The organism is Mesorhizobium sp. M1182 (genome assembly GCF_040318335.1).
Taxonomy (GTDB): domain Bacteria; phylum Pseudomonadota; class Alphaproteobacteria; order Rhizobiales; family Rhizobiaceae; genus Mesorhizobium.
Map to the genome: position 1 here is coordinate 48,099 of NZ_JAMYMD010000013.1, position 18,866 is coordinate 66,964.

The window sequence follows — 18,866 nt, forward strand, 5'->3', positions numbered from 1 at the left end:
CATGTCCGCTGTCACCGCCGCAACAAGCTCTCCGGCAAGCGCTGCCGGCAAATCCGCCTTGGTCAGGCTGGGAGCGGCCTTCGTTAGCCGGCTCGTCATCATCATCCCCTACCTCTGGCTGCTGTTCTTCTTTCTCGTCCCTTTCATCATCGTCTTCAAGATTTCGCTGTCGCAGACGGCGATCGCCATGCCGCCCTACACGCCGGTGCTTGATTTCCGCAGCGGCATTTCCGGGTTTATTTCAGAATTCGGCGCACTGAATTTCGACAACTATACCTGGCTGGCGCAGGACGCGCTGTATTTCAATGCCTATGTGACGAGCGTCATCGTCGCCGCCATCTCGACGGTCCTGACATTGCTGGTCGGCTATCCCATAGCCTATGGCATGGCGCGCGCCCCAGCGACGATTCGCCCGACCTTGCTGATGCTGGTGATCCTGCCGTTCTGGACCTCGTTCCTGATCCGTGTCTACGCCTGGATCGGCATCCTTAAGCCCGAGGGCCTGCTCAACCAGCTGCTGCTCGCCACCGGCATCATCAGCCAACCGCTGATCATCCTCAACACCTATACGGCGATCTTCATCGGCATCGTCTACTCCTATCTGCCGTTCATGGTGCTGCCGCTCTATTCGTCCTTGGAGAAGATGGACCATTCTCTGATCGAGGCCGCCAAGGATCTCGGCTGTCCGCCGACCAGCGCCTTTTGGAAGATCACCTTCCCCCTGTCGCTGCCCGGCGTCATCGCTGGCTGCCTGCTGGTGTTCATTCCCGCCGTCGGCGAGTTCGTCATTCCCGACCTGCTCGGCGGCTCGCAGACGCTGATGATCGGCAGGACGCTGTGGAACGAGTTCTTCGCCAACCGTGACTGGCCGGTGTCGTCCGCGGTTGCCGTCATCTTGCTGCTGCTGCTGATCGTGCCGATCATGCTCTTCCAGCGAGCCCAGGCGCGCACCCAGGAGCAGGACCAATGAACGCGACCTGGAGCCGCTTCAACATCATTTCGATCGTGCTCGGCTTTGCCTTTCTTTACCTGCCGATCGTCCTGCTCGTTGTGTTCTCTTTCAACGAATCGAAGCTGGTTACCGTCTGGGGTGGCTTCTCGACGAAATGGTACGTGTCGCTGTTCCACAACCGGGGTCTGATGGACGCCACCTGGGTGACGGCCCGCGTCGGCGTCATCTCGGCAAGCGTGGCGACCGTGCTCGGCACGCTGGCGGCGCTCACCTTGACACGCTACACGCGCTTTCGCGGCCGGCTTCTGTTTTCCGGCATGGTGTTTGCGCCGCTGGTCATGCCGGAAGTCATCACCGGCCTGTCGCTGCTGCTGCTCTTCGTCGCCGTCGGCCTCGACCGCGGCTTTCTGACGGTGACGCTTGCCCACACCACGCTGACCATGTGCTTCGTCGCGGTGGTGGTTCAGTCGCGCCTGATCACTTTCGATCGTTCGCTGGAAGAGGCCGCGATGGACCTCGGTGCGCCACCGGTGAAGACCTTCTTCCAGATCACGCTGCCGGTCATCATGCCGGCTATCGTCTCCGGCTGGATGCTGGCCTTCACGCTGTCGCTCGACGATTTGGTTATTGCCAGCTTCACCTCGGGACCCGGCGCCACGACGCTGCCGATGAAGATCTACAGCCAGGTCCGCCTTGGCGTGACGCCGGAAATCAACGCAGCCTGCACCATCTTGATCGCGGTCGTCGCAGTTGGCGTGATCATCGCTTCGCTCGCAAACAAACGCCGCGAGGTGCAGCGCCAACGCGACGAGCAGGCCGCGCAGCGCGGTTGAAGCTGCTGCTTACTCTCCCGAAACGCCGCGGCTTATCGGCGAGATGAACGGCGTGCTCCAGGTGCCGCCGACGAAGAAGGACGACTGATTGGGTCCCTGGCCGTTCGTCTGCGTGGCAGCCTGGCTCGGCTGGACGATGCCGCCGGACAGCGCCAGCCCGCGTCCGGCATAGGATGCGATGCCGGAAAGCCAGATCTTGTATTGCGCGGAATTCACCTCGGCCTTGTCGATGCGCGCCACGCCGTTCGAAACGCTCGCCTTGAGTTCGGCCCCGTCGATCGGCAGCGTTCCGTCCGAGACGTCGTCCAGTGCGAAGAATCCGCCCTGTTCGGTGTGCTTGAGGAACGCCGGCAGGTTAAGCCGGCTCAGCGCACCCGCGCCGAACGTCGCCGACAGCGAGCCATTGGCGTTTTCGAAAATCGAGTCCCAGGTTCTGCCAGGCCCCTTGAGGATGACCGAAACGGTTCCAGTGCCGATCGGCACCAGCCGCGTCATCCCGGCCGCGGTGCCGAAAGCGCCGCCGTCGATATCGGAAGCAAGCAGCCGGATCTCGACTTCCGTGCCGGCGGGCTTGCGGTCGAAACGGACGCTGCTCTGGACGTTGCCGCCAAAGGCGGATGCATCCGAGATGTCGAAGACGGCAAGGCCGTTCTTGACCTGGGCAGTGGCAGCGACGTCGGCAAGCTGGATGGCGCCGGCGGTGGCATGCGCCGCCGACAGCCTGAGATCGAGATTGATCCGGTCGGCGAAGCTCGTATCGATTTCGCCCGGGCCGGTGCCGCCGGCGGATGGTACCGGCGTAAAGGCGGAGAGAAATGATCTGAGGTCGAGCGTATCGAAGGCAAGTGTGCCGGAGATCACCGGCAGTGCCTCACCATAGGTGAAGTCCAGCGCACCCATTCCCGGGTTGTTGTCGAGGGTCAGGGCCGTGTTTTCAAATTTGACGCGCCCGGCCGTTGCCGTGATCTTGCTTGAAACCGAGATCGAGCCGATTGCGGCACCGGGCGCGATGCCGGCCTGCGACCATTCGAGCACGCGTCGGAGCGAAGGTGCGGCGAATTTCGCCTGGCCGTCGAAATAGCCGTTCTCCGACATGCTGGCGCGGCCGTCGAACGAAAAACTGGCCGGTGCCGCCTTGAAGGAAAATGTGGCCGGTGCTGTGCCGCCACCAAACAGCACGAGCGGGTTCGGCGATGCGGCGTCGATGGCAACACTTTCGCCGCGCCATATCCCGGTCGCCGACAGCGTCGCATTGCTGTTCATCGCGGCCCAATTCGCCTGGCCGCTCAGGCTGCTCAATATCTCCTGGTCCTTGCCGCCGATGGCAGCCACTACGCGGCCGTCCCTGAACTCGACTGTGCCGAACGGATCTGTCGGCAGCTTGCCGAGATCCGGCTTGGCGGGATTTGTGTTGATCACCGCGCGGGCAGCATCGATCGAACGCGTAATGCGCCCACCGCTGGGAATCGCAGGCAGGAAAAACCCGCTCGCGGTACGCTGAACCCGGATCGTCGGTCGTACCAGCCGCGCCGTCGAAAACACCACATCGCCACGCAGCGCCGCCATCGCTGAGAGGTCGACCTCGACCCGTTCGGCCTCGACCACGGGCGGCGCATCCGTCTCTGTCCATTGCGACAGCGTCACGTCGCTCAGGATCGCCCGGAAATTCGGCCAGACCTCGATACGCGGCGCGCCGTCGATGGTGACCCGGAAACCGCTCCACGCGCTCATTTCCCACGCGATACGGTCGCGTACGATGCGGGTCGAGGCGATCAACGGCAAGGCTGCGACAACCAGCGCGATGACGATGACGGCTGCGCCGATCGCCCATATTCCGCGTCGGATCAAAGGTGATGGCATATCGCCCCGTATGCTTCCATTCCGACAAAATCGCCCGACGGGTGTAACCGACGGCTGACGCATTTCAAGTCTTTATGGCCCGGCGATGGCATTTGCGCACACCCTGACCGGCGCGGTCCAACAAAATCTTGCTCTGCTGCATCGCGATATGCATAAGCGATGCCAATGCATGTCGCCCAAAAGTGCGCAGCGGTTTTGGGATAAACGACATGCATAAAGACAAAAGTTTAAAGCGCGTCGCGTGAATCTCTTCAAACGTGACGTGCTTTGAGGAGGAACAAAGATGGCTGACGACGCACCGCTCTGGATCCCGACGCAAGAGCAGATCGACGCGGCGCCGATGACCGCCTTCATGAACGCCGCGGCGAACATGGCCGGCAAGGTTTTCTCCTCCTATGCCGACCTGCATCGCTGGTCGATCGATGATCGCGAGACCTTCTGGAGCCTGGTCTGGGACTTTTGTGGCATCGTCGGCGACAAGGGCGAACGCGTGCTGGTCGATGGCAACAAGATGCCCGGCGCGACCTTCTTTCCTGAGGCAAAGCTGAACTTCGCCGAGAATCTCCTCAAGAAAACCGGGCTTGGCGACGCAATCGTCTTTCGCGGCGAGGACAAGGTCGAGCGGCGGCTGTCCTGGAACGAGCTGCATGCGCTGACCTCGCGCCTGCAGCAGCTTTTCCTGTCACTCAAGGTGAAGAAGGGCGACCGCATCGCCGCGATGATGCCCAACATGCCGGAGACCGTTGCTGCGATGCTGGCGGCCGCCTCGATCGGCGCGGTCTGGTCGTCCTGCTCCCCAGATTTCGGCGAGCAGGGGGTTCTCGACCGGTTCGGCCAGATCGAGCCTGTCGTGTTCATCGCGCCGGACGGCTACTGGTACAATGGCAAGGCGATCGAAGTCGCCGACAAGATCGCGGCCGTGGCGGGCAAGCTCGCCACCGTCCGCAAAGTCCTCATTGTCGACTATCTCGGCACCTCGCTCGACGTCGCCGCGACCATCGGCAAGGCGGCTGCGCTGGAAGAGGCGCTGTCACCCTTTGCCGCAAGGCCTGTCGCCTACGAAAGGCTGCCGTTTTCGCATCCGCTGTACATCCTGTTTTCATCGGGCACGACCGGCATTCCCAAATGCATTGTCCATTCGGCCGGCGGAACGCTGATCCAGCACGTCAAGGAAGAACGGCTGCATGCCGGCCTGCTCGACGGCGACCGCTTCTTCTACTTCACCACCTGCGGCTGGATGATGTGGAACTGGCTGGTATCAGGCCTGGCATCGGGCGCCACCTTGCTGCTCTACGACGGCTCGCCGTTCTACCCGGACGGCAATGCGCTGTTCGACTTCGCCGATGCCGAAAAGATGACCTATTTCGGCACCTCGGCCAAATTCATCGATTCCGTGCGCAAGGCCGGCCTGAAGCCGATCCGCACGCATGATCTTTCCAGCGTGCGCACCATCTCATCGACCGGCTCGCCGCTATCGCCGGAAGATTTCCGCTTCGTCTATGAAGGCATCAAGAAGGACGTGCATCTGGCTTCGATTTCCGGCGGCACCGATATCGTCTCCTGCTTCGTGCTCGGCGTGCCGATCGAACCGGTATGGACCGGCGAGATCCAAGGGCCCGGGCTCGGCCTTGCCGTCGATGTCTGGGACGATGACGGCCGCCCGCTCCGCCAGGAGAAGGGCGAGCTCGTCTGCACCAAGGCGTTTCCGGCTATGCCGATCGGCTTCTGGAACGACCCTGACGGCAGGAAATACAAAGCCGCCTATTTCGAACGTTTCGACGATGTCTGGTGCCACGGTGATTTCGCCGAATGGACCGTCCATGGCGGCCTGATCATCCATGGCCGTTCCGACGCCACGCTCAATCCGGGCGGTGTCAGGATCGGCACGGCGGAGATCTACAATCAGGTCGAGCAGATGCCGGAAATCCTCGAAGCGCTATGCATCGGCCAGGATTTCGACAATGACGTGCGCGTCGTGCTGTTCGTGCGGCTGGCGGCCGGCGTTGAGCTCGACGCCGAGCTGGAAAAACGCATCCGCGCGAAAATCCGCAGCGGGGCGAGCCCGCGCCATGTGCCGGCCAAGATCGTCGCCGTCAGCGATATTCCGCGAACCAAATCGGGCAAGATCACCGAGCTCGCGGTACGCGACATGGTGCACGGCCGCGCCATCAAGAACAAGGAAGCGCTCGCCAATCCCGAAGCGCTCGAGCTGTTCCGCAGCCTGCCGCAGCTTGCCGACTGACCCCGGGATCCAAGGTGGCGCCGTTTTGAGGTCTCAGATATCGTTAACAAATTATCTCTTCGGAATTTACCTAGATTTCATGAGTGGTACACATTGGTAAATTTTCCGGCGTGCCGGTAAGGATTTGTTAAGGCCCGGCATCAATAGTCGTGCGTAACTTGAGGGAGAAATCCCGTTCCTCTTAGCCCCGAGAGGATCTGATTCGCTCAAGCCCCGTTGTGACAGCAATTCCAATTTCTCAAGGCGTCCTGTTGGACGCCTTTTTTCTTGCGCAACCATAGCTAACCGGCGAGCACGCGGGTCGAGGGAAAGGCGACTTCGACCAGGGTTCCCTCGCCGGGCGTCGAGTTGATGGTGAACCGGGCCCGGTTCGCTTCGACCATCGCCTTGGTCAGCGGCAGCCCAAGACCCGTGCCGTCGCCACGGCCGCGCTTCAGCGCATTGATCTGCTTGAACGGCTTCAGCGCCTGCTCGATCTCGGACTGGCTCATGCCGATGCCGGTATCGCGCACGCGCATGACGACATCGCCGGAGATCTCGTAAGCCGTCGACACGATCACCTGGCCGCCAGCCTGCGTGTAGCGGACGGCGTTCGACAGGATGTTGAGCGCGATCTGCCGCACGCTGCGCAGATCGGCCACCACTTCCGGCAGCCGCGAGGCGAAGCTGGAGCGGATGATGACGCGTTCCCGGTTCGCTTGCGGCTGCATCATCGCCACGGTTTCGGCCAGTGTGTCGTTAAGCGACACCGCCTCATAGGCCATCTCCTGCTGGCCGGCCTCGATTTTCGAAATGTCGAGCAGGTCGTTGACCAGGTCGAGAACGTGGTTGCCCGAACGGTTGATGTCGCGCAGATAGTCGCGATAACGGTCATTGGCCACCGGCCCGAATTTCTCGTCGACCATCAGCTCGGAAAAGCCGATTATGGCGTTGAGCGGCGTGCGGATCTCGTGGCTGATGCGGGCCAGAAAATCGGTCTTCTGCGACGAAGCGCGTTCGGCGACTGCGCGCGCCTGGGTCAAGTCCTCTTCGGCCCGCTTCCACTGGGTGATATCGCGCACCACCGCACAGAAGCCGCTGTCGTTGGGCAGCCTGCCGATGGTCATGAACAGCGGAATGAAACGCCCCTGCGCCTCGCGCCCGATCACCTCGCGGCCATCGTTCATCACGCTTGCAACGCCGGGCTCCGACAACCCCTCGAGATAGTCACGCGCCGCGCGCTGGCTTTCGATCGCAAACAGCGAGACGAACGGTTTGCCGGTCACCTCGTCGCTGTCGAAGCCGAACAGCGCTTCCGCCGGACGGCTAATTGAACGGATCGTTCCGTTGCGGCCGATCAGCACGACGCCGTCGGTGGCGGTGTCGATGATAGTGCGCATTTCGGCAATACGTGCCTTGAGCTCGGAAACATCCGGCTGCGTTTGGTCTTCGGCGGCGCCATGTGGAATGGCTGCTGCCTCGTCGTCGCCGGAACGACGTACGACCAGCATCAGCGCCTTGCCGTTTCCCCAGGGCACGGAGCGTAAAATCGCATCGATCGGAAACTCCTGACCTTCGCGCGTTTTCAGCCGCAGAGCGCGGTCGCCGCCATCCGAACTGCCGTCGTCGGCATAAGGGTCGGCAAACAGCGCGCCGAGCCCGCCAGCCTCGTCCAGGGCATTGAGCGTCGCATAGCCGGTCAATCCGAGGAATTCGTCGTTCGCGTAATGCAGCTGGTCGCCGGAATGGATAAGCACCGGCACTGGCAGCTTGCCGAGGATCGAGGTATCCGGCCCCGTGTTGTCCTCTCCGGCAAACGCCGACGGCACGAAGCCGTCGAGTTTGAGCGGTGGTGCCTGCGGCCGCTCGACGGGCGGCACCTGGCCGGCAGCGTCGGCTGCGGCTGCGCTGTCCTCGGACCAATCCTCGCTGTCCTCGGCGTCACGGAAGTCTTCGGCCGTCATGCTGTCGTCGTCGCCATCCCGCGGCGCTTCGGCGACGATCGTTCGACGGTTCGTGCTGGGCTCAACGCCTTCCTGCGCCTCATCGCTGGGTTCGCGGTCGGCATAGTCGAGCAGCGATCCGGAAACAGGGCGTGTGACGGGTTCGCCGGCTTGCGCCTCTGCTTCCGCCTCATCCGGCTGCTCGCCGTCAAGTCGGGCGAGGTCCTTCTGGTCCTCGGCATCGGCCTCGGGCGGTTCGGCGGCAGCCGCCTCGCTTTCCGGACCTTGCGCCGGCATCTCACCCTTGTCCCCCAGCCCAGCTTCTTTCAGCTTTGGCTCGTCGGCCTTGCCGGCTGCCTCGACTTTCTCAACCGGCTTCTGCTTTCCGGCGCTGGGCTGCTCTTCGGCCGGGGTGCTGTCCTTCTTGAGACGCTCGCCAATCTCGCGAAACGCGCTGCGTTCCAGCGTCGACAGGCCCTTGTCGTTTGCCGGCTGCCGGTGCTCGGCCAGCCGGATCACCTTGTCGGCAAAGCGCCGCTCGGGTTTTGGCACGATGGTCAATGCCGGCACTTCGCCCCTGAACGGATCGGCGGGTTTAGGTGTCTCGGGGAGAGGTTCGACGGCTTTCGGCCCGATGGTCGCGGCAGGTTTCTCCTCGGCGACAAGGGCCATGCCGACGGCATCCGGATCGACCACCGCATCGCCGCTCCTGGCCACGCCGAAACCGCGAAAACCTTCGAAAACGCGGCTGCGGCTGTAAACCGGGAGCGCCGCCAGATCGACGGGTATCTTCAGATCGGTGCCGGCGACCGGCCACAGCACGGAGCGGCCGGACCAGGTGTCGCGCCGTTCGAGCAGGCCGGCAATCTCGCCAGAAGCATCGAGGCCATAGGCGGCCGAAACATCCTCGAAGCGGCGGCCGATCACGTCGGCGGCAGGCTTGCCGACGAGCTCGGCAAATTCCGGCGACAGGGCGCTGAAATGGCCCTCCGCGTCGGTACGCCAGACGAAACGCATGGGCGCGGCGGTGCGATCGATCGCCGAAGCGCGGTGTTCGGCCGGCGAGGCGGCTTTGGTGGCTTTTGCGGCGCTTTCCGGCGAAGTATCCGGGCTGGCCTGCGAAGCGTCCGGGCTGGTCTCGACTTCGCCGGACGCAGCTGCCCCGGGCGGGACCTGCGTGTCGTCGCCGGCATTGAAGTACCAATGGTCATGCTGCGTCGGCGTTTCGCCAACCGTGCGGTGATCGTCGGCCGCGTCGGCAGGTTCGTGCTCGGCCGATGCTGAGGTGCCTTCCATCGCTGCAAGGTCGATCTCCGCCGCGCCGCTGCTGGCGATCGGCTGCTCGTTGTCCTGGTCAGTTGGCTGGGGAAGATCGCCACCGCTCGGTGCCGCTGCCGCCTCGGTTTCCCCGCCGGCGCGTTCGCCATCGGGAGCCTCGCCGTCAAGCCGGTCCTCGTCGATCACCACCAGCAGGTGCCGCTCTTCCGTCAGCCGGGCAAGGCCCGCGGGATAGGAGCTGGACCCACCCGGAACCAGGCGCTTGACGATGCGGTCGCTCTCGTTCGCCACGTCGGCGACAAGCGCGGCCAGCGTCTCAGGCCGGATGCCGAGCGCCGAAAAGCCGTCCGATGCGGCGGCGATATTGCCCTTGGCATCGACAAAGGCGATGTAGTGGCCGTCTTCCGTAAAGCCACCGATGGCGCGGTCGGCGATCTCGGCGGCGCTTCGCGAGCCGGTCTGCGCCGCCGGCAAGGCCAGCATGATGGCTTCCTCGCCATCGGGCATGGTCACTGCGCTGGCCAGGAAGCCGACCGCGCGGCTGGTCAGGCCGGTCGCCAGCCGGACCATGATGGCACGGTCGCGGCCGATCTGCGGAAAACCGCTGGTTGCCATGATCTGGCGCCGGGCGATCAGCGGCAACCCTGCCGAGGCGCCGATGATAGCGCCGATGTCCGGGTAGCCGAATACCGCCGCGCCGGGCCCGTTGGCCCAGATCACCTGCTCGAGATCTGCCGACAGAATGGCGATCGCGTCGCCTGCGGCGAAGCGCAGGCGGACGGCGTCGAGCACGGCGACGTCAAGGAAGGAGTAGTTTTCAGCCGGCATGCGCTTGGCGACCCTCACAGAGCGGGCAATTTGCGGTTAACGCTTTGTTAATAAAAGCCGACGGCGCGAAGGTCCACAAGTCATAGCGTGCAACCAGCGGAATCTCTAGGCGCGTGGTTAACGCCGCGAACCAAATATTTTATGGTGCGATGCAACAAACATGTTGCAATGCACAAAATTTGCCTTTATATTGCCATGATAGATGAACGAGACGGCATTTTGTCAAAGCCGCTGCCGCTGAAAAGGATGGAAAATGTCCAGGACCAAGACCGCTGAAACGATCGAAAACGTAGAATTCCCGAGCTTCGACGCTTCGAAGGCCACCGACCAGATCCGTGCCTTCGCCGAAAAGGGCGTCGAGCAGTCGAAAGAGGCCTACGCCAAGCTGAAGACCGGCGCCGAGGAGACCCAGAAGGCTCTGGAGTCGACCTACGAAACCGCCAAGTCCGTTTCCAGCGACCTGTCGCTCAAGACCATCGCCGCCCTGCGCGCCAATGCCGAAGCCGGCTTCTCGCATTTCGAAGCGCTGATCGGCGCCAAGTCGCTGTCGGAAGTCGTCGAGTTGCAGACCGCTTTCCTGCGCAAGCGCGTCGAAATGACCGTCGAGCAGGCTAAGGACTTCCAGGCGGTTGCTGCCAAGGCGGCCGAGGACGTATCGAAGCCGATCAAGACCGCGTTCGAGAAGGCCGTGAAAGAAATCAAGATCGCCTAATATTTGCGCACAGTTTGACGATGCATCAAAAGGTCGCATTTCGTCAGACAAATAGATGTGCGATATAGTGGTTTAAGTGAATACCCGGCGGGTGGAACCTCCTCCCTCTGCCCACCGGGGTGACCAGCCAGCACCTCCTCCCGCTGGCTCGTAACAGGAAAAGGCCGGCACCTCCTCCCGCCGGCCTTTTCTTTTGTCCGGCGGAAAATGACTCGATGCCGGAGCGAGCTTTTGCCTTGCCAAAAGCCTTGAATTAAACTCCGATAGCCCGTATGGACGCATCGCCGAACGACAGAGCGGGTCCCGAACGTTTCATCTCGATCCCGCTCAGGCAAACGTGCCGTTGTAGCTCAGATGGTTAGAGCGCCGGATTGTGGATCCGGAGGTCGCTGGTTCGATCCCAGCCAACGGTACCATTCAGCTTTCAGCCAGGTTTCTGACCAATAGCGCAAGCGATCTCTACGATCCGGTTGCGGTTACCTGCGATCCCGCGCCTGGCGCGTGGCGCGCAGGTGATCCACGAGGGCTCTCAGCTTCGGCGCGATATTCCGTCGGCTTGGGAAGTAGAGATAGAAACCCGCAAACGGCGGAAAATAGCCGTCGAGGATTGGCACGAGCTCGCCGCGGTCGAGCCAGGGGCGGAATGTATCGGCCATGCCGAACGTGATCCCGGCGCCTGCAACGGCCAGCCGGATCATCAGCCACATGTCGTTGGCAGTGATCTCGGGCGCAACCGCCACGTCGAACTCGCGCCCGTCCTCGCCGAACTCCCAGCGATAGGGCGAAACTCCCGGCGCCGGCCGCCACCCGATACAGCGATGAGCCACAAGCTCACGCGGATGGACGGGTGCTCCGAACTTTTCGAGATAGCGCGGGGCGCAGACGGCCATCTGTCGCTGATCGCCCGATACCGGCACGGCAATCATGTCCTGCTCGATTACTTCGCCGAGCCTCACTCCCGCATCATAGCCTTCGGCAACGATGTCGAATTCCTCGTCGGTGACCACAATATCCAGATGCACCTCGGGAAACCTTTCTGCAAAGGACGCCAGCAACGGTCCTGACAGAAAGGCCTCTGCGATCGACGAAACCGCGATCCGCAGGCGGCCGCGCGGGCGATCCAGCAACTCCGTGGTGGCTTCGATTGCCGCGTTCACGTCGGCGATCGCCGGTGCGACGCTCGCCAGCAGGCGCTCGCCCGCTTCGGTCAGGTTGACGCTGCGTGTCGTGCGCTGCAGCAATGCGATGCCAAGGCGCTGTTCAAGCCTGAGGATGCTCTGGCTGACCGCTGAGCGCGTCACGCCCAACCGGTCTGCCGCAGCGCGAAAATTGCGTTCCTCGGCCACGGTGACGAAGACAGCAATTGCATTGAGATCGATGTCCATTGGTTAGCCAAACTTACCATATAGGTTAACGGCGGGCGGGTTATCGCGACAATGCCATGGCTCTATCTCTGTCGCAACGGCAAGAAAGGCTTGATCCCCCGATCCAGGTCGATGCCGGCTGACCAAGGAGATAACCCCATGACATCACTGCCTTCCTCCTGGAACCTGGATGGAAAGGTCGCCCTCGTGACCGGCGCGGCACGTGGCATCGGCCGTTGCGCGGCGGAACTGCTGCGGGCGCGGGGTGCCCGGATCGTGGCAAGCGATCTCAGCGACAGCGTACGCGAATTGGAAGCCGAGGATGTGGCAACGCTGGTCGGCGATGTCGCCGACGAGCACCTGGCCAGACGCTCGGTCGAACTCGCCGCGAAGCGCTTCGGACGACTGGACATCGTCGTGAACAATGCCGGTCGCACGCTCAACAAACGACTGACTGAGACCTCGGTCGACGACTATGACGGCATTCTGCAGATCAACGCGCGCGGCAGCTTCGTCACTGCCCGTGCCGCAGTGGAATTGATGGCCGCCGGCGGTAGCGGCGCGATCGTCAATGTCTCATCGATCTCGGCCGTCGCGGCCTTCGAGACGCAGGCGGCCTATGCCTCCTCCAAGGCGGCTGTCGCACAGCTGACCAAGGTGATCGCGATCGAATACGGGCGCATGGGCATTCGCTGCAACGCCGTTGCCCCTGGCGTGATCGAAACCGACATCATGGAAGGCGTGGTGGAGAATGGCCGGGAGATGCTGCGCAGCTTCGGCGGCGCGCATCCAATCGGCCGGATCGGCCAGCCGCAAGAAGTTGCCGAGGCCATCGCCTTTCTTGCCTCGCCGGCGTCCAGCTTCATCACCGGGGCCTTGCTTCTGGTCGATGGCGGCTACACCGCCCAGTGAGCCCCCCAATAGGGCCGGCGCGCCGCGGGAGCTCACCCGCACCCAATCCCTTCACATCGTGAAAATAATCACAGACCAAAAGGACCATCTCGATGACCATGAACAGAGTTGTTCTGATCACCGGTGCCTCCAGCGGCATCGGCGCTGGCATTGCCCGCGAGCTTGGCGCGGCAGGTGCGAAGCTGATGCTCGGCGCACGCCGCACCGACCGCCTTGAAGCGCTTGCGGCCGAAATCGAGGCATCTGGTGGAACGGTTCGCGTGCGAGCGCTCGACGTCACCAGGAGGGCGGATGTCGCAGCATTCGCCGAGGCAGCCCGGGCCGAATGGGGCCAGGTCGATGTCATCGTCAACAATGCGGGCGTCATGCCGCTGTCGGCCATGGCAGCCATGAAGGTCGACGAGTGGGAGCTGATGGTGGACGTCAACATCAAGGGTGTTCTGTACGGCGTCGCGGCGGTTCTGCCCGAGATGACGGCACGCGGCTCCGGTCACATCATCAATATCGGTTCCATTGGCGCACTGGCCGTCTCGCCCACGGCTGCCGTCTATTGCGCAACGAAATACGCTGTCCGCGCGATTTCCGATGGGCTCCGCCAGGAGAGTGACGATATCCGCGTAACCTGCATTCATCCTGGCGTGGTGGAAAGCGAGCTGGCGAACATGATCTCCGACGAAGCCGCTGCCGCCGCCATGAAAAGCTGGCGTGCTATTGCCCTGCAACCCGATGCCATCGCCAGGGCTGTGCGCTATGCAATCGAACAGCCCGACGATGTCGACGTCAACGAGATAGTCGTGCGTCCGACGAAGGCGGCGCATTGATGCGATCCACTTTGGCCGCAGTGCTTACGGGTATTGCCGTTGCTGTAGCTCCAACCGGCCTGACCCTTCCTGCAACTCCAATCCTTGCGGAGGAACCAATGACGCACCAAGCTCATCCCTATGTCGGAATGTGGGTCACCGAGGATCGCCATATCAGGCACGAACTCCTGGCGAACGGCCGTTATGACGAAGCGCGCGGTGACCGCGAAAGCGCCTACCGGGGACGCTATGAAGTGCACGGCAGCCACATAGAATACTGGGACGATACGGGCTTCACCGCGGATGGTGAGTTCGTCGAAGGCGTCCTCTATCATGCCGGCATGATCCTTTACCGCCAGCGGTAGAGAGCCACCCTGAGACAAGCACTTCAGGGTTTCCACAAGACGCTATTGCATGCCTTGCATGAGGCGCTCGGCAGCTTGCACGGCAAGGCCCGTCACACCACATATCTCCCAGCAAGCGCGGCGGAAAGAAGCAGGACCGCAAGCAGAGTCGACATTGCAAATGGTTATCACTATATAGCGGCGGCTTTGACGGCTCGCCTCTTACGTCGTGCCGGCGAGAGCGCGGTAAATGTGCTAGCTATTGTGACATCTATTGTGATCTAAAACGGCTTGAAAACCGAAAAAAAGCAAATAGAAACAATAGCGCGGGTCGAACGAGTTTCGTCGAGAGAATCAGTCCTCAAGAACTAGAACGTGCTCCTTGAACCCTCCATTCCCTTCAGCTCTGTGGACCTCGGACAAGTTCGGCTTGCCGGGCGAAGCCGACTCGGCTCGAATGGCAGCACGCATCTTTTCGAAGATGCCGACGTTTATGATTACCAACCGGCATAGCCGCTAGGGAAACAGCAGTATGAGTGAACACGCAATCGAGTTCTTGCGCGGGTGGATTGGCGAAAAAGTCCACTGCCAGCCCTCGCCAGCCAGGATCGAGAAGCAGGCCGAGACCCTCGCCAGGGAATGTGCGGCCAAGGCCGCCGAAGCCGGCATACCCCTGGAGGATATCCAGGAAGAGGTCGGCGACATTCAGGAGCTCATTGCTTCGAGGCTCGAAGAGGCGGCCGAGGCCGATCAGGACGAGCGGAATTCCAACAGGCCTGCCGGCTGACGGACCGCCCCCCGGCAAAACCTGCCGGGCGAACATTGCCTGTCTGATGCAGTTGCGCGGTCTTATCGCCGCGCAGCTTTGCCAAATCTCTCCTCGAGCCATGCTTCCGGCAACGCTGGCACGAAATTGTCGTCGCGCCCGGTCATGTCTTCATTGGCGACCAGAGCATTGAGGATTGCCTCTTCCACGCTCTGAACGACGGCGTCGAAGAACGGGTTGATGTCGGCATCCGGTATATAGCCGGCGCTGACCAGCTTGCCGGCCGCGCCGCGCGCCGCATCGGCATTGGCCGTGCTGAAGGCCAGAAAAATATCGCCGGATGAATTATATCCATAGCCGCCGGTCAGCGCGACGCCGAGCGGCACGCGTTTCGCCAGCCGTTTCAACTGGTGCGGCATGAATGGCGCATCGGTGGCGACGATCGCGATGATGGAGCTCTTTTCCGCTCGCGGCGTGTTGTCCCGGGTCGCCGGTTCGGCGAGTTCCGCTCCGGCTCTGATGCCACGGATCACGAGGTTTCGTCGTGCACCGAAATTCGACTGGACGAAGCAGCCGATCGTGAAACGCTCCCCATTCCAGTCGACGCTGCGCGAGGATGTGCCGGACCCTGCCTTGAAGCCGAAGGTGATCATGCCTGTGCCGCCGTCGACGCTGCCCTCTTCGATCGGCCCGCTTTCAGCCGTTTCGAGCGCGGAAAACACCTGCTCGAAGCTCACATGGTGGCCGTTGATATCGTTCAGGAAGCCGTCGTAAGTCTCGCCCGCCACCGGCAGCGCCCAGGCGCTGTCGAGCGATTGCGGCAGCACCGTCTGCATCCAGCGCAACGTTGCGTCGCGGCTGACGCCGCAGGAATGCGTGTTGGTGATGGTGATGGGAAGATTGAACGCTCCGAGCTCCTCTATCAGATGCGAGCCGGTCAGTTCGCCATTGCCATTGGCACTGAACACGCCGGCAAACGCCGGGACGGCCAACTCGTCTCTGGGCCGTGGCAGGATCGCGGTCACGCCGGTGCGTACCGGACCCTTGCCGACGACGAGCGGCCCATCCCCTGAGATCAGCGTCGTATAGCCGACCATCACGCCAGGCACATCGGTGATGGCGTTGAAGCGGCCTGGCGCGCCCTCGAATGGGATCGCGAAGGCACGGGCGCGCAGTTTGCCCGAGGGCGTCGCAAGATGCGGGTCGGTCATTTCACCCTCAAAGAAGTCTTGGTCACCCTCAGAAAAGCGAACCTTGGCCGCCCGGCGCCTTGAGCTTGGCCGCGGGCTTGGCAACCGTCTTCGGCCGCGTCGTGCCACTGATGGCGACTGCATCGGCGGTGCCGTCGGCGAACTCCAGTGAAAGCGCCATCCCCGACACAACTTCTGCCGCGTGCTTGACCACGGCGCCGTCCACATCCTTGACCAGCGCAAAGCCTCGCGCCAGCACGGCCTTGTGCGAGAGCGTCGCCAGCAGCCGGTCGGCCTGCGTCAGTTTTCCACGCAGGCGGTCCAGCCGTCTTGAAATCGCCTGGTCCTGCCGCCGTGTCAGTGCCAGCAGTGCATCGCCTTGCAGTTTCTGCCGTCTGGCGATCGGCGCCGGTGACAGTCTGGTCGCCGTGCGCGAAAACCGCGCTCGACGCTCGCGCACGATGGCGAAGAAAGCCGCTTGCGCACGGGCGAGGTCGCGGCGCGTCAGAGTGCGGGCTTCGTTCATGCGCCGCGACAAGGTCGCCGGCGTCAGCCGCTGCCCCAGAAGCCTGGCTCGCTTGCGCTCGACGCTGACCGACAGCGCCCGGCCGAGCCGGCTCGTCGCCTCGTCGAAGCGCCGCCGTGGCAGCGCCAGCAACTGGTCGGGCGAGGGCAGCGCACGGGCGGCCGCGCGTGCCGCCTGCCGCTTGCGTTCGAAATTGCGCGACAGTGCGGTCTTCAACCGCGCGCCAAGGCCGGCAAGCGTGGCTTCGAGGTCGACCTTGACCGGCGCGGCGATCTCGGCGGCGCCTGTCGGCGTCGGCGCCCGCACATCCGCAGCCAGATCGATCAGCGTCCAGTCGGTCTCGTGGCCGACCGCGGAAATCACCGGAATGCCCGAAGCGGCGACGGCCCGCGCGAGGGCTTCGTCGTTGAAGCCCCACAGATCCTCCAGGCTGCCGCCGCCGCGTGCCACGATCAACAGATCGGGCCGCGCGATGGCGCCGTCCCATGGCAGTGCGTTGAAGCCGTTGACGGCAGCGGTCACTTCCGCACCCGCCGTCTCGCCCTGCACCCGCACCGGCCAGACGAGCACGTGCAGTGGAAACCGGTCCTTGATGCGGTGGATGATGTCGCGGATGACGGCGCCTGTCGGCGATGTGACGACGCCGATGACGCAGGGCATGAACGGCAGCCGCCGCTTGCGTGCCGCGTCGAACAGGCCTTCGGCCTGCAGCCGGCGCTTGCGCTCGTCCAGCAGCGCCATCAGCGCACCGGCACCGGCCGGCTCGAGATTGTCGATAACGATCTGGTAGTTCGACTTTCCGGGATAGGTGGTGAGCCGGCCGGTGGCGATCACCTCCATGCCTTCCTCTGGACGGAATTTCAGCCGGCTCATCGTGGTCTTCCACACCACGGCGTCGAGCCGCGCGCGATCGTCCTTCAGGCAGAAATAGGCATGGCCGGAGGAATGCGGTCCGCGATAGCCGGAAATCTCGCCGCGCACCCGTACATTGCCGAAGACGTCCTCGACCGTACGCTTCAGCGCGCCGGAAATCTCGCTCACCGTATATTCGGTGGCGTTGGTGCGTGATTCGGATGCTGCGTCGCTCATCGGCCGATTGGGGGACGGTTGCTGGCCGGCGTCAAGGCGGCCGTGTTCGATGTCGGCCTCAATCGCGCGATCACCAGCCCGGCAGGATCTGGTTAGGCTTGGTCCGCTTCATCTTGGCGAAGGCGAGGGCGGCGAAATCGAACGTGCCGGTCTCCTCGCCGAGTGGCACGGAAATATTGTCGAGGCTCTCCGAAATGTGGCGCGCAAGCGCGTCGACGATCTCCGGCCGCGAGGTCTGACCGCGCATGATGCCGATGCGGCAATCGGGCAGGGCGCCGAAACCATCGGCCTCGCCCAGCACCCGCATGCCGGGCCGCAGGGCGCATTCCGGCAGCACCGAGATCGCCAGACCGGAGAGCACCGCGGCGGCGATGACGGTGGCAGAGAAGCTGGTGAACAGGATGCGATAGTCGCGGCTCTGCTGATCGAGCACGTCGGCGGCGGCCCGCCGCCAGATGCAGTTCGGCCGGCCGAAGGCCATCGGCAGGATCGGCTGCTCATGCGTCGCATGGTTGGCCGAGGTAACCCACAGCAGCGGTTCGCGCCGCACCACTTCCGACTGGCCGCGCGCGTCGTTGTGCGTCACCAGCGCCAGGTCGAGATTGCCGCGCTTGATGTGTTCGACCAGTCCCGGCGTCGGTTCGCAGATAACGGTCAGTTCGACATGCGGGTTGGAACGGGCAAACCGCGCCATGATCTCTGGCAGGAAGCGATCGGCATAATCGTCCGGCGTGCCGATGCGGATGGTGCCTTCGAGCCGGCGGTCGTCGAAGGCGGCCAGTGTTTCCTTGTTGAGATAGAGCAGCCGCCTTGCGTAGGAGAGCAGTCTGTCGCCTTCCTCGGTCAGCCTGTTGGTGCGGCCGTCTTTTTCGAACAGCGGCTTGCCGATCCGTTCCTCCAGCCGCCGCATCTGCATCGACACCGCAGACTGGGTCCGATGCACCGCTTCCGCCGCGCGGGTAAAGCTGCCGGTGTCGACAATCGAGATGAAGGTCTGCAACTGATCGAGATCGAGCGGCGCTTTCATTGGCCTAATCCATCATTGATGCTGATGCTAAAGATTAGAAACATTCGTTGGATTAATCAATCGGGCCATGGCAAATTCCGATTGTCCATATGAGCTAATGCATGTCGCCCAAAAGTGGTCACCGGTTTTGGGCCAACGACATGCATCATCTTAGATGAATCGAAGCCGGAACGGCCGCTGTCGCCAGCGCCCGATCGACCGGTTTCGCCCGTTCGAATGTG

At 63.0% G+C, this 18,866-nt stretch carries 14 protein-coding genes and 1 tRNA gene; 9 read left to right on the top strand and 6 right to left on the bottom strand.

The features are described from left to right. Position 1 precedes the first annotated feature (1 nt). Both NKH33_RS17405 and NKH33_RS17410 read left to right on the top strand, forming a co-directional pair. Positions 2 to 970, top strand: coding sequence for an ABC transporter permease subunit (locus tag NKH33_RS17405; protein WP_352920765.1), 969 nt, complete (start codon positions 2 to 4; stop codon positions 968 to 970). Next, positions 967 to 1,785, top strand: a complete 819-nt coding sequence (locus NKH33_RS17410; protein WP_023677454.1) for an ABC transporter permease — start codon at positions 967 to 969, stop codon at positions 1,783 to 1,785. The genes NKH33_RS17405 and NKH33_RS17410 overlap by 4 nt, the downstream gene beginning before the upstream one ends. Before the next feature lie 9 nt (positions 1,786 to 1,794). Here NKH33_RS17410 and NKH33_RS17415 read toward each other — a convergent pair whose 3' ends face one another. Beyond that, entirely contained in the window at positions 1,795 to 3,645 is a 1,851-nt protein-coding gene (locus tag NKH33_RS17415; protein ID WP_352768122.1) for an AsmA family protein, read from the bottom strand. 283 nt (positions 3,646 to 3,928) lie between these two features. Here NKH33_RS17415 and NKH33_RS17420 point away from each other — a divergent pair, with 283 nt between their 5' ends. Next, on the top strand, positions 3,929 to 5,887 hold the full coding sequence (locus tag NKH33_RS17420) for an acetoacetate--CoA ligase (protein ID WP_352920767.1): 1,959 nt from the start codon (positions 3,929 to 3,931) through the stop codon (positions 5,885 to 5,887). Positions 5,888 to 6,168: 281 nt separating this feature from the next. Here NKH33_RS17420 and NKH33_RS17425 read toward each other — a convergent pair whose 3' ends face one another. After that, positions 6,169 to 9,915 carry a PAS domain S-box protein gene (locus NKH33_RS17425; RefSeq protein WP_352920769.1) on the bottom strand — a complete coding sequence of 1,249 codons (3,747 nt, stop codon included), beginning with the start codon at positions 9,913 to 9,915 and terminating at the stop codon, positions 6,169 to 6,171. A gap of 253 nt (positions 9,916 to 10,168) precedes the next feature. On the opposite strand from NKH33_RS17425, the gene NKH33_RS17430 reads away from it, so the two are divergent. Both NKH33_RS17430 and NKH33_RS17435 read left to right on the top strand, forming a co-directional pair. Beyond that, complete coding sequence (locus NKH33_RS17430) at positions 10,169 to 10,627, top strand: phasin (protein ID WP_254819298.1); 459 nt, start codon at positions 10,169 to 10,171, stop codon at positions 10,625 to 10,627. A 339-nt stretch (positions 10,628 to 10,966) separates the two neighbouring features. Further along, positions 10,967 to 11,043: transfer RNA gene (locus NKH33_RS17435), tRNA-His, on the top strand. A 60-nt stretch (positions 11,044 to 11,103) separates the two neighbouring features. On the opposite strand, the gene NKH33_RS17440 is transcribed toward NKH33_RS17435, so the two are convergent. Next, positions 11,104 to 12,012: a LysR family transcriptional regulator gene (locus NKH33_RS17440; protein WP_352920771.1), complete on the bottom strand. Its 909-nt coding sequence runs from the start codon at positions 12,010 to 12,012 to the stop codon at positions 11,104 to 11,106. Between the two features lie 138 nt (positions 12,013 to 12,150). On the opposite strand from NKH33_RS17440, the gene NKH33_RS17445 reads away from it, so the two are divergent. The 4 genes from NKH33_RS17445 to NKH33_RS17460 all read left to right on the top strand — a co-directional run bounded on the left by NKH33_RS17445 (position 12,151) and on the right by NKH33_RS17460 (position 14,834). Next, positions 12,151 to 12,903: an SDR family NAD(P)-dependent oxidoreductase gene (locus NKH33_RS17445; RefSeq protein WP_352920773.1), complete on the top strand. Its 753-nt coding sequence runs from the start codon at positions 12,151 to 12,153 to the stop codon at positions 12,901 to 12,903. Positions 12,904 to 12,995: 92 nt separating this feature from the next. Further along, the gene (locus tag NKH33_RS17450) at positions 12,996 to 13,724 is read left to right on the top strand and encodes an SDR family oxidoreductase (RefSeq protein ID WP_352472701.1); all 729 of its coding nucleotides are present in this window, start codon (positions 12,996 to 12,998) and stop codon (positions 13,722 to 13,724) included. After that, the gene (locus tag NKH33_RS17455) at positions 13,724 to 14,068 is read left to right on the top strand and encodes an Atu4866 domain-containing protein (RefSeq protein ID WP_352920775.1); all 345 of its coding nucleotides are present in this window, start codon (positions 13,724 to 13,726) and stop codon (positions 14,066 to 14,068) included. Before NKH33_RS17450 ends, NKH33_RS17455 begins: the two co-directional genes overlap by 1 nt. 511 nt (positions 14,069 to 14,579) lie before the next feature. After that, positions 14,580 to 14,834: a hypothetical protein gene (locus NKH33_RS17460; protein WP_352920777.1), complete on the top strand. Its 255-nt coding sequence runs from the start codon at positions 14,580 to 14,582 to the stop codon at positions 14,832 to 14,834. 62 nt (positions 14,835 to 14,896) lie between these two features. On the opposite strand, the gene NKH33_RS17465 is transcribed toward NKH33_RS17460, so the two are convergent. The 3 genes from NKH33_RS17465 to NKH33_RS17475 form a co-directional block, all read right to left on the bottom strand. Further along, on the bottom strand, positions 14,897 to 16,024 hold the full coding sequence (locus NKH33_RS17465) for a DmpA family aminopeptidase (protein WP_352920779.1): 1,128 nt from the start codon (positions 16,022 to 16,024) through the stop codon (positions 14,897 to 14,899). A gap of 28 nt (positions 16,025 to 16,052) precedes the next feature. Beyond that, positions 16,053 to 17,618 carry an exodeoxyribonuclease VII large subunit gene (gene xseA, locus NKH33_RS17470; RefSeq protein ID WP_352920781.1) on the bottom strand — a complete coding sequence of 522 codons (1,566 nt, stop codon included), beginning with the start codon at positions 17,616 to 17,618 and terminating at the stop codon, positions 16,053 to 16,055. Between the two features lie 70 nt (positions 17,619 to 17,688). After that, positions 17,689 to 18,645, bottom strand: a complete 957-nt coding sequence (locus NKH33_RS17475) for a LysR substrate-binding domain-containing protein (RefSeq protein ID WP_023680469.1) — start codon at positions 18,643 to 18,645, stop codon at positions 17,689 to 17,691. Between the last annotated feature and the right edge of the window lie 221 nt (positions 18,646 to 18,866).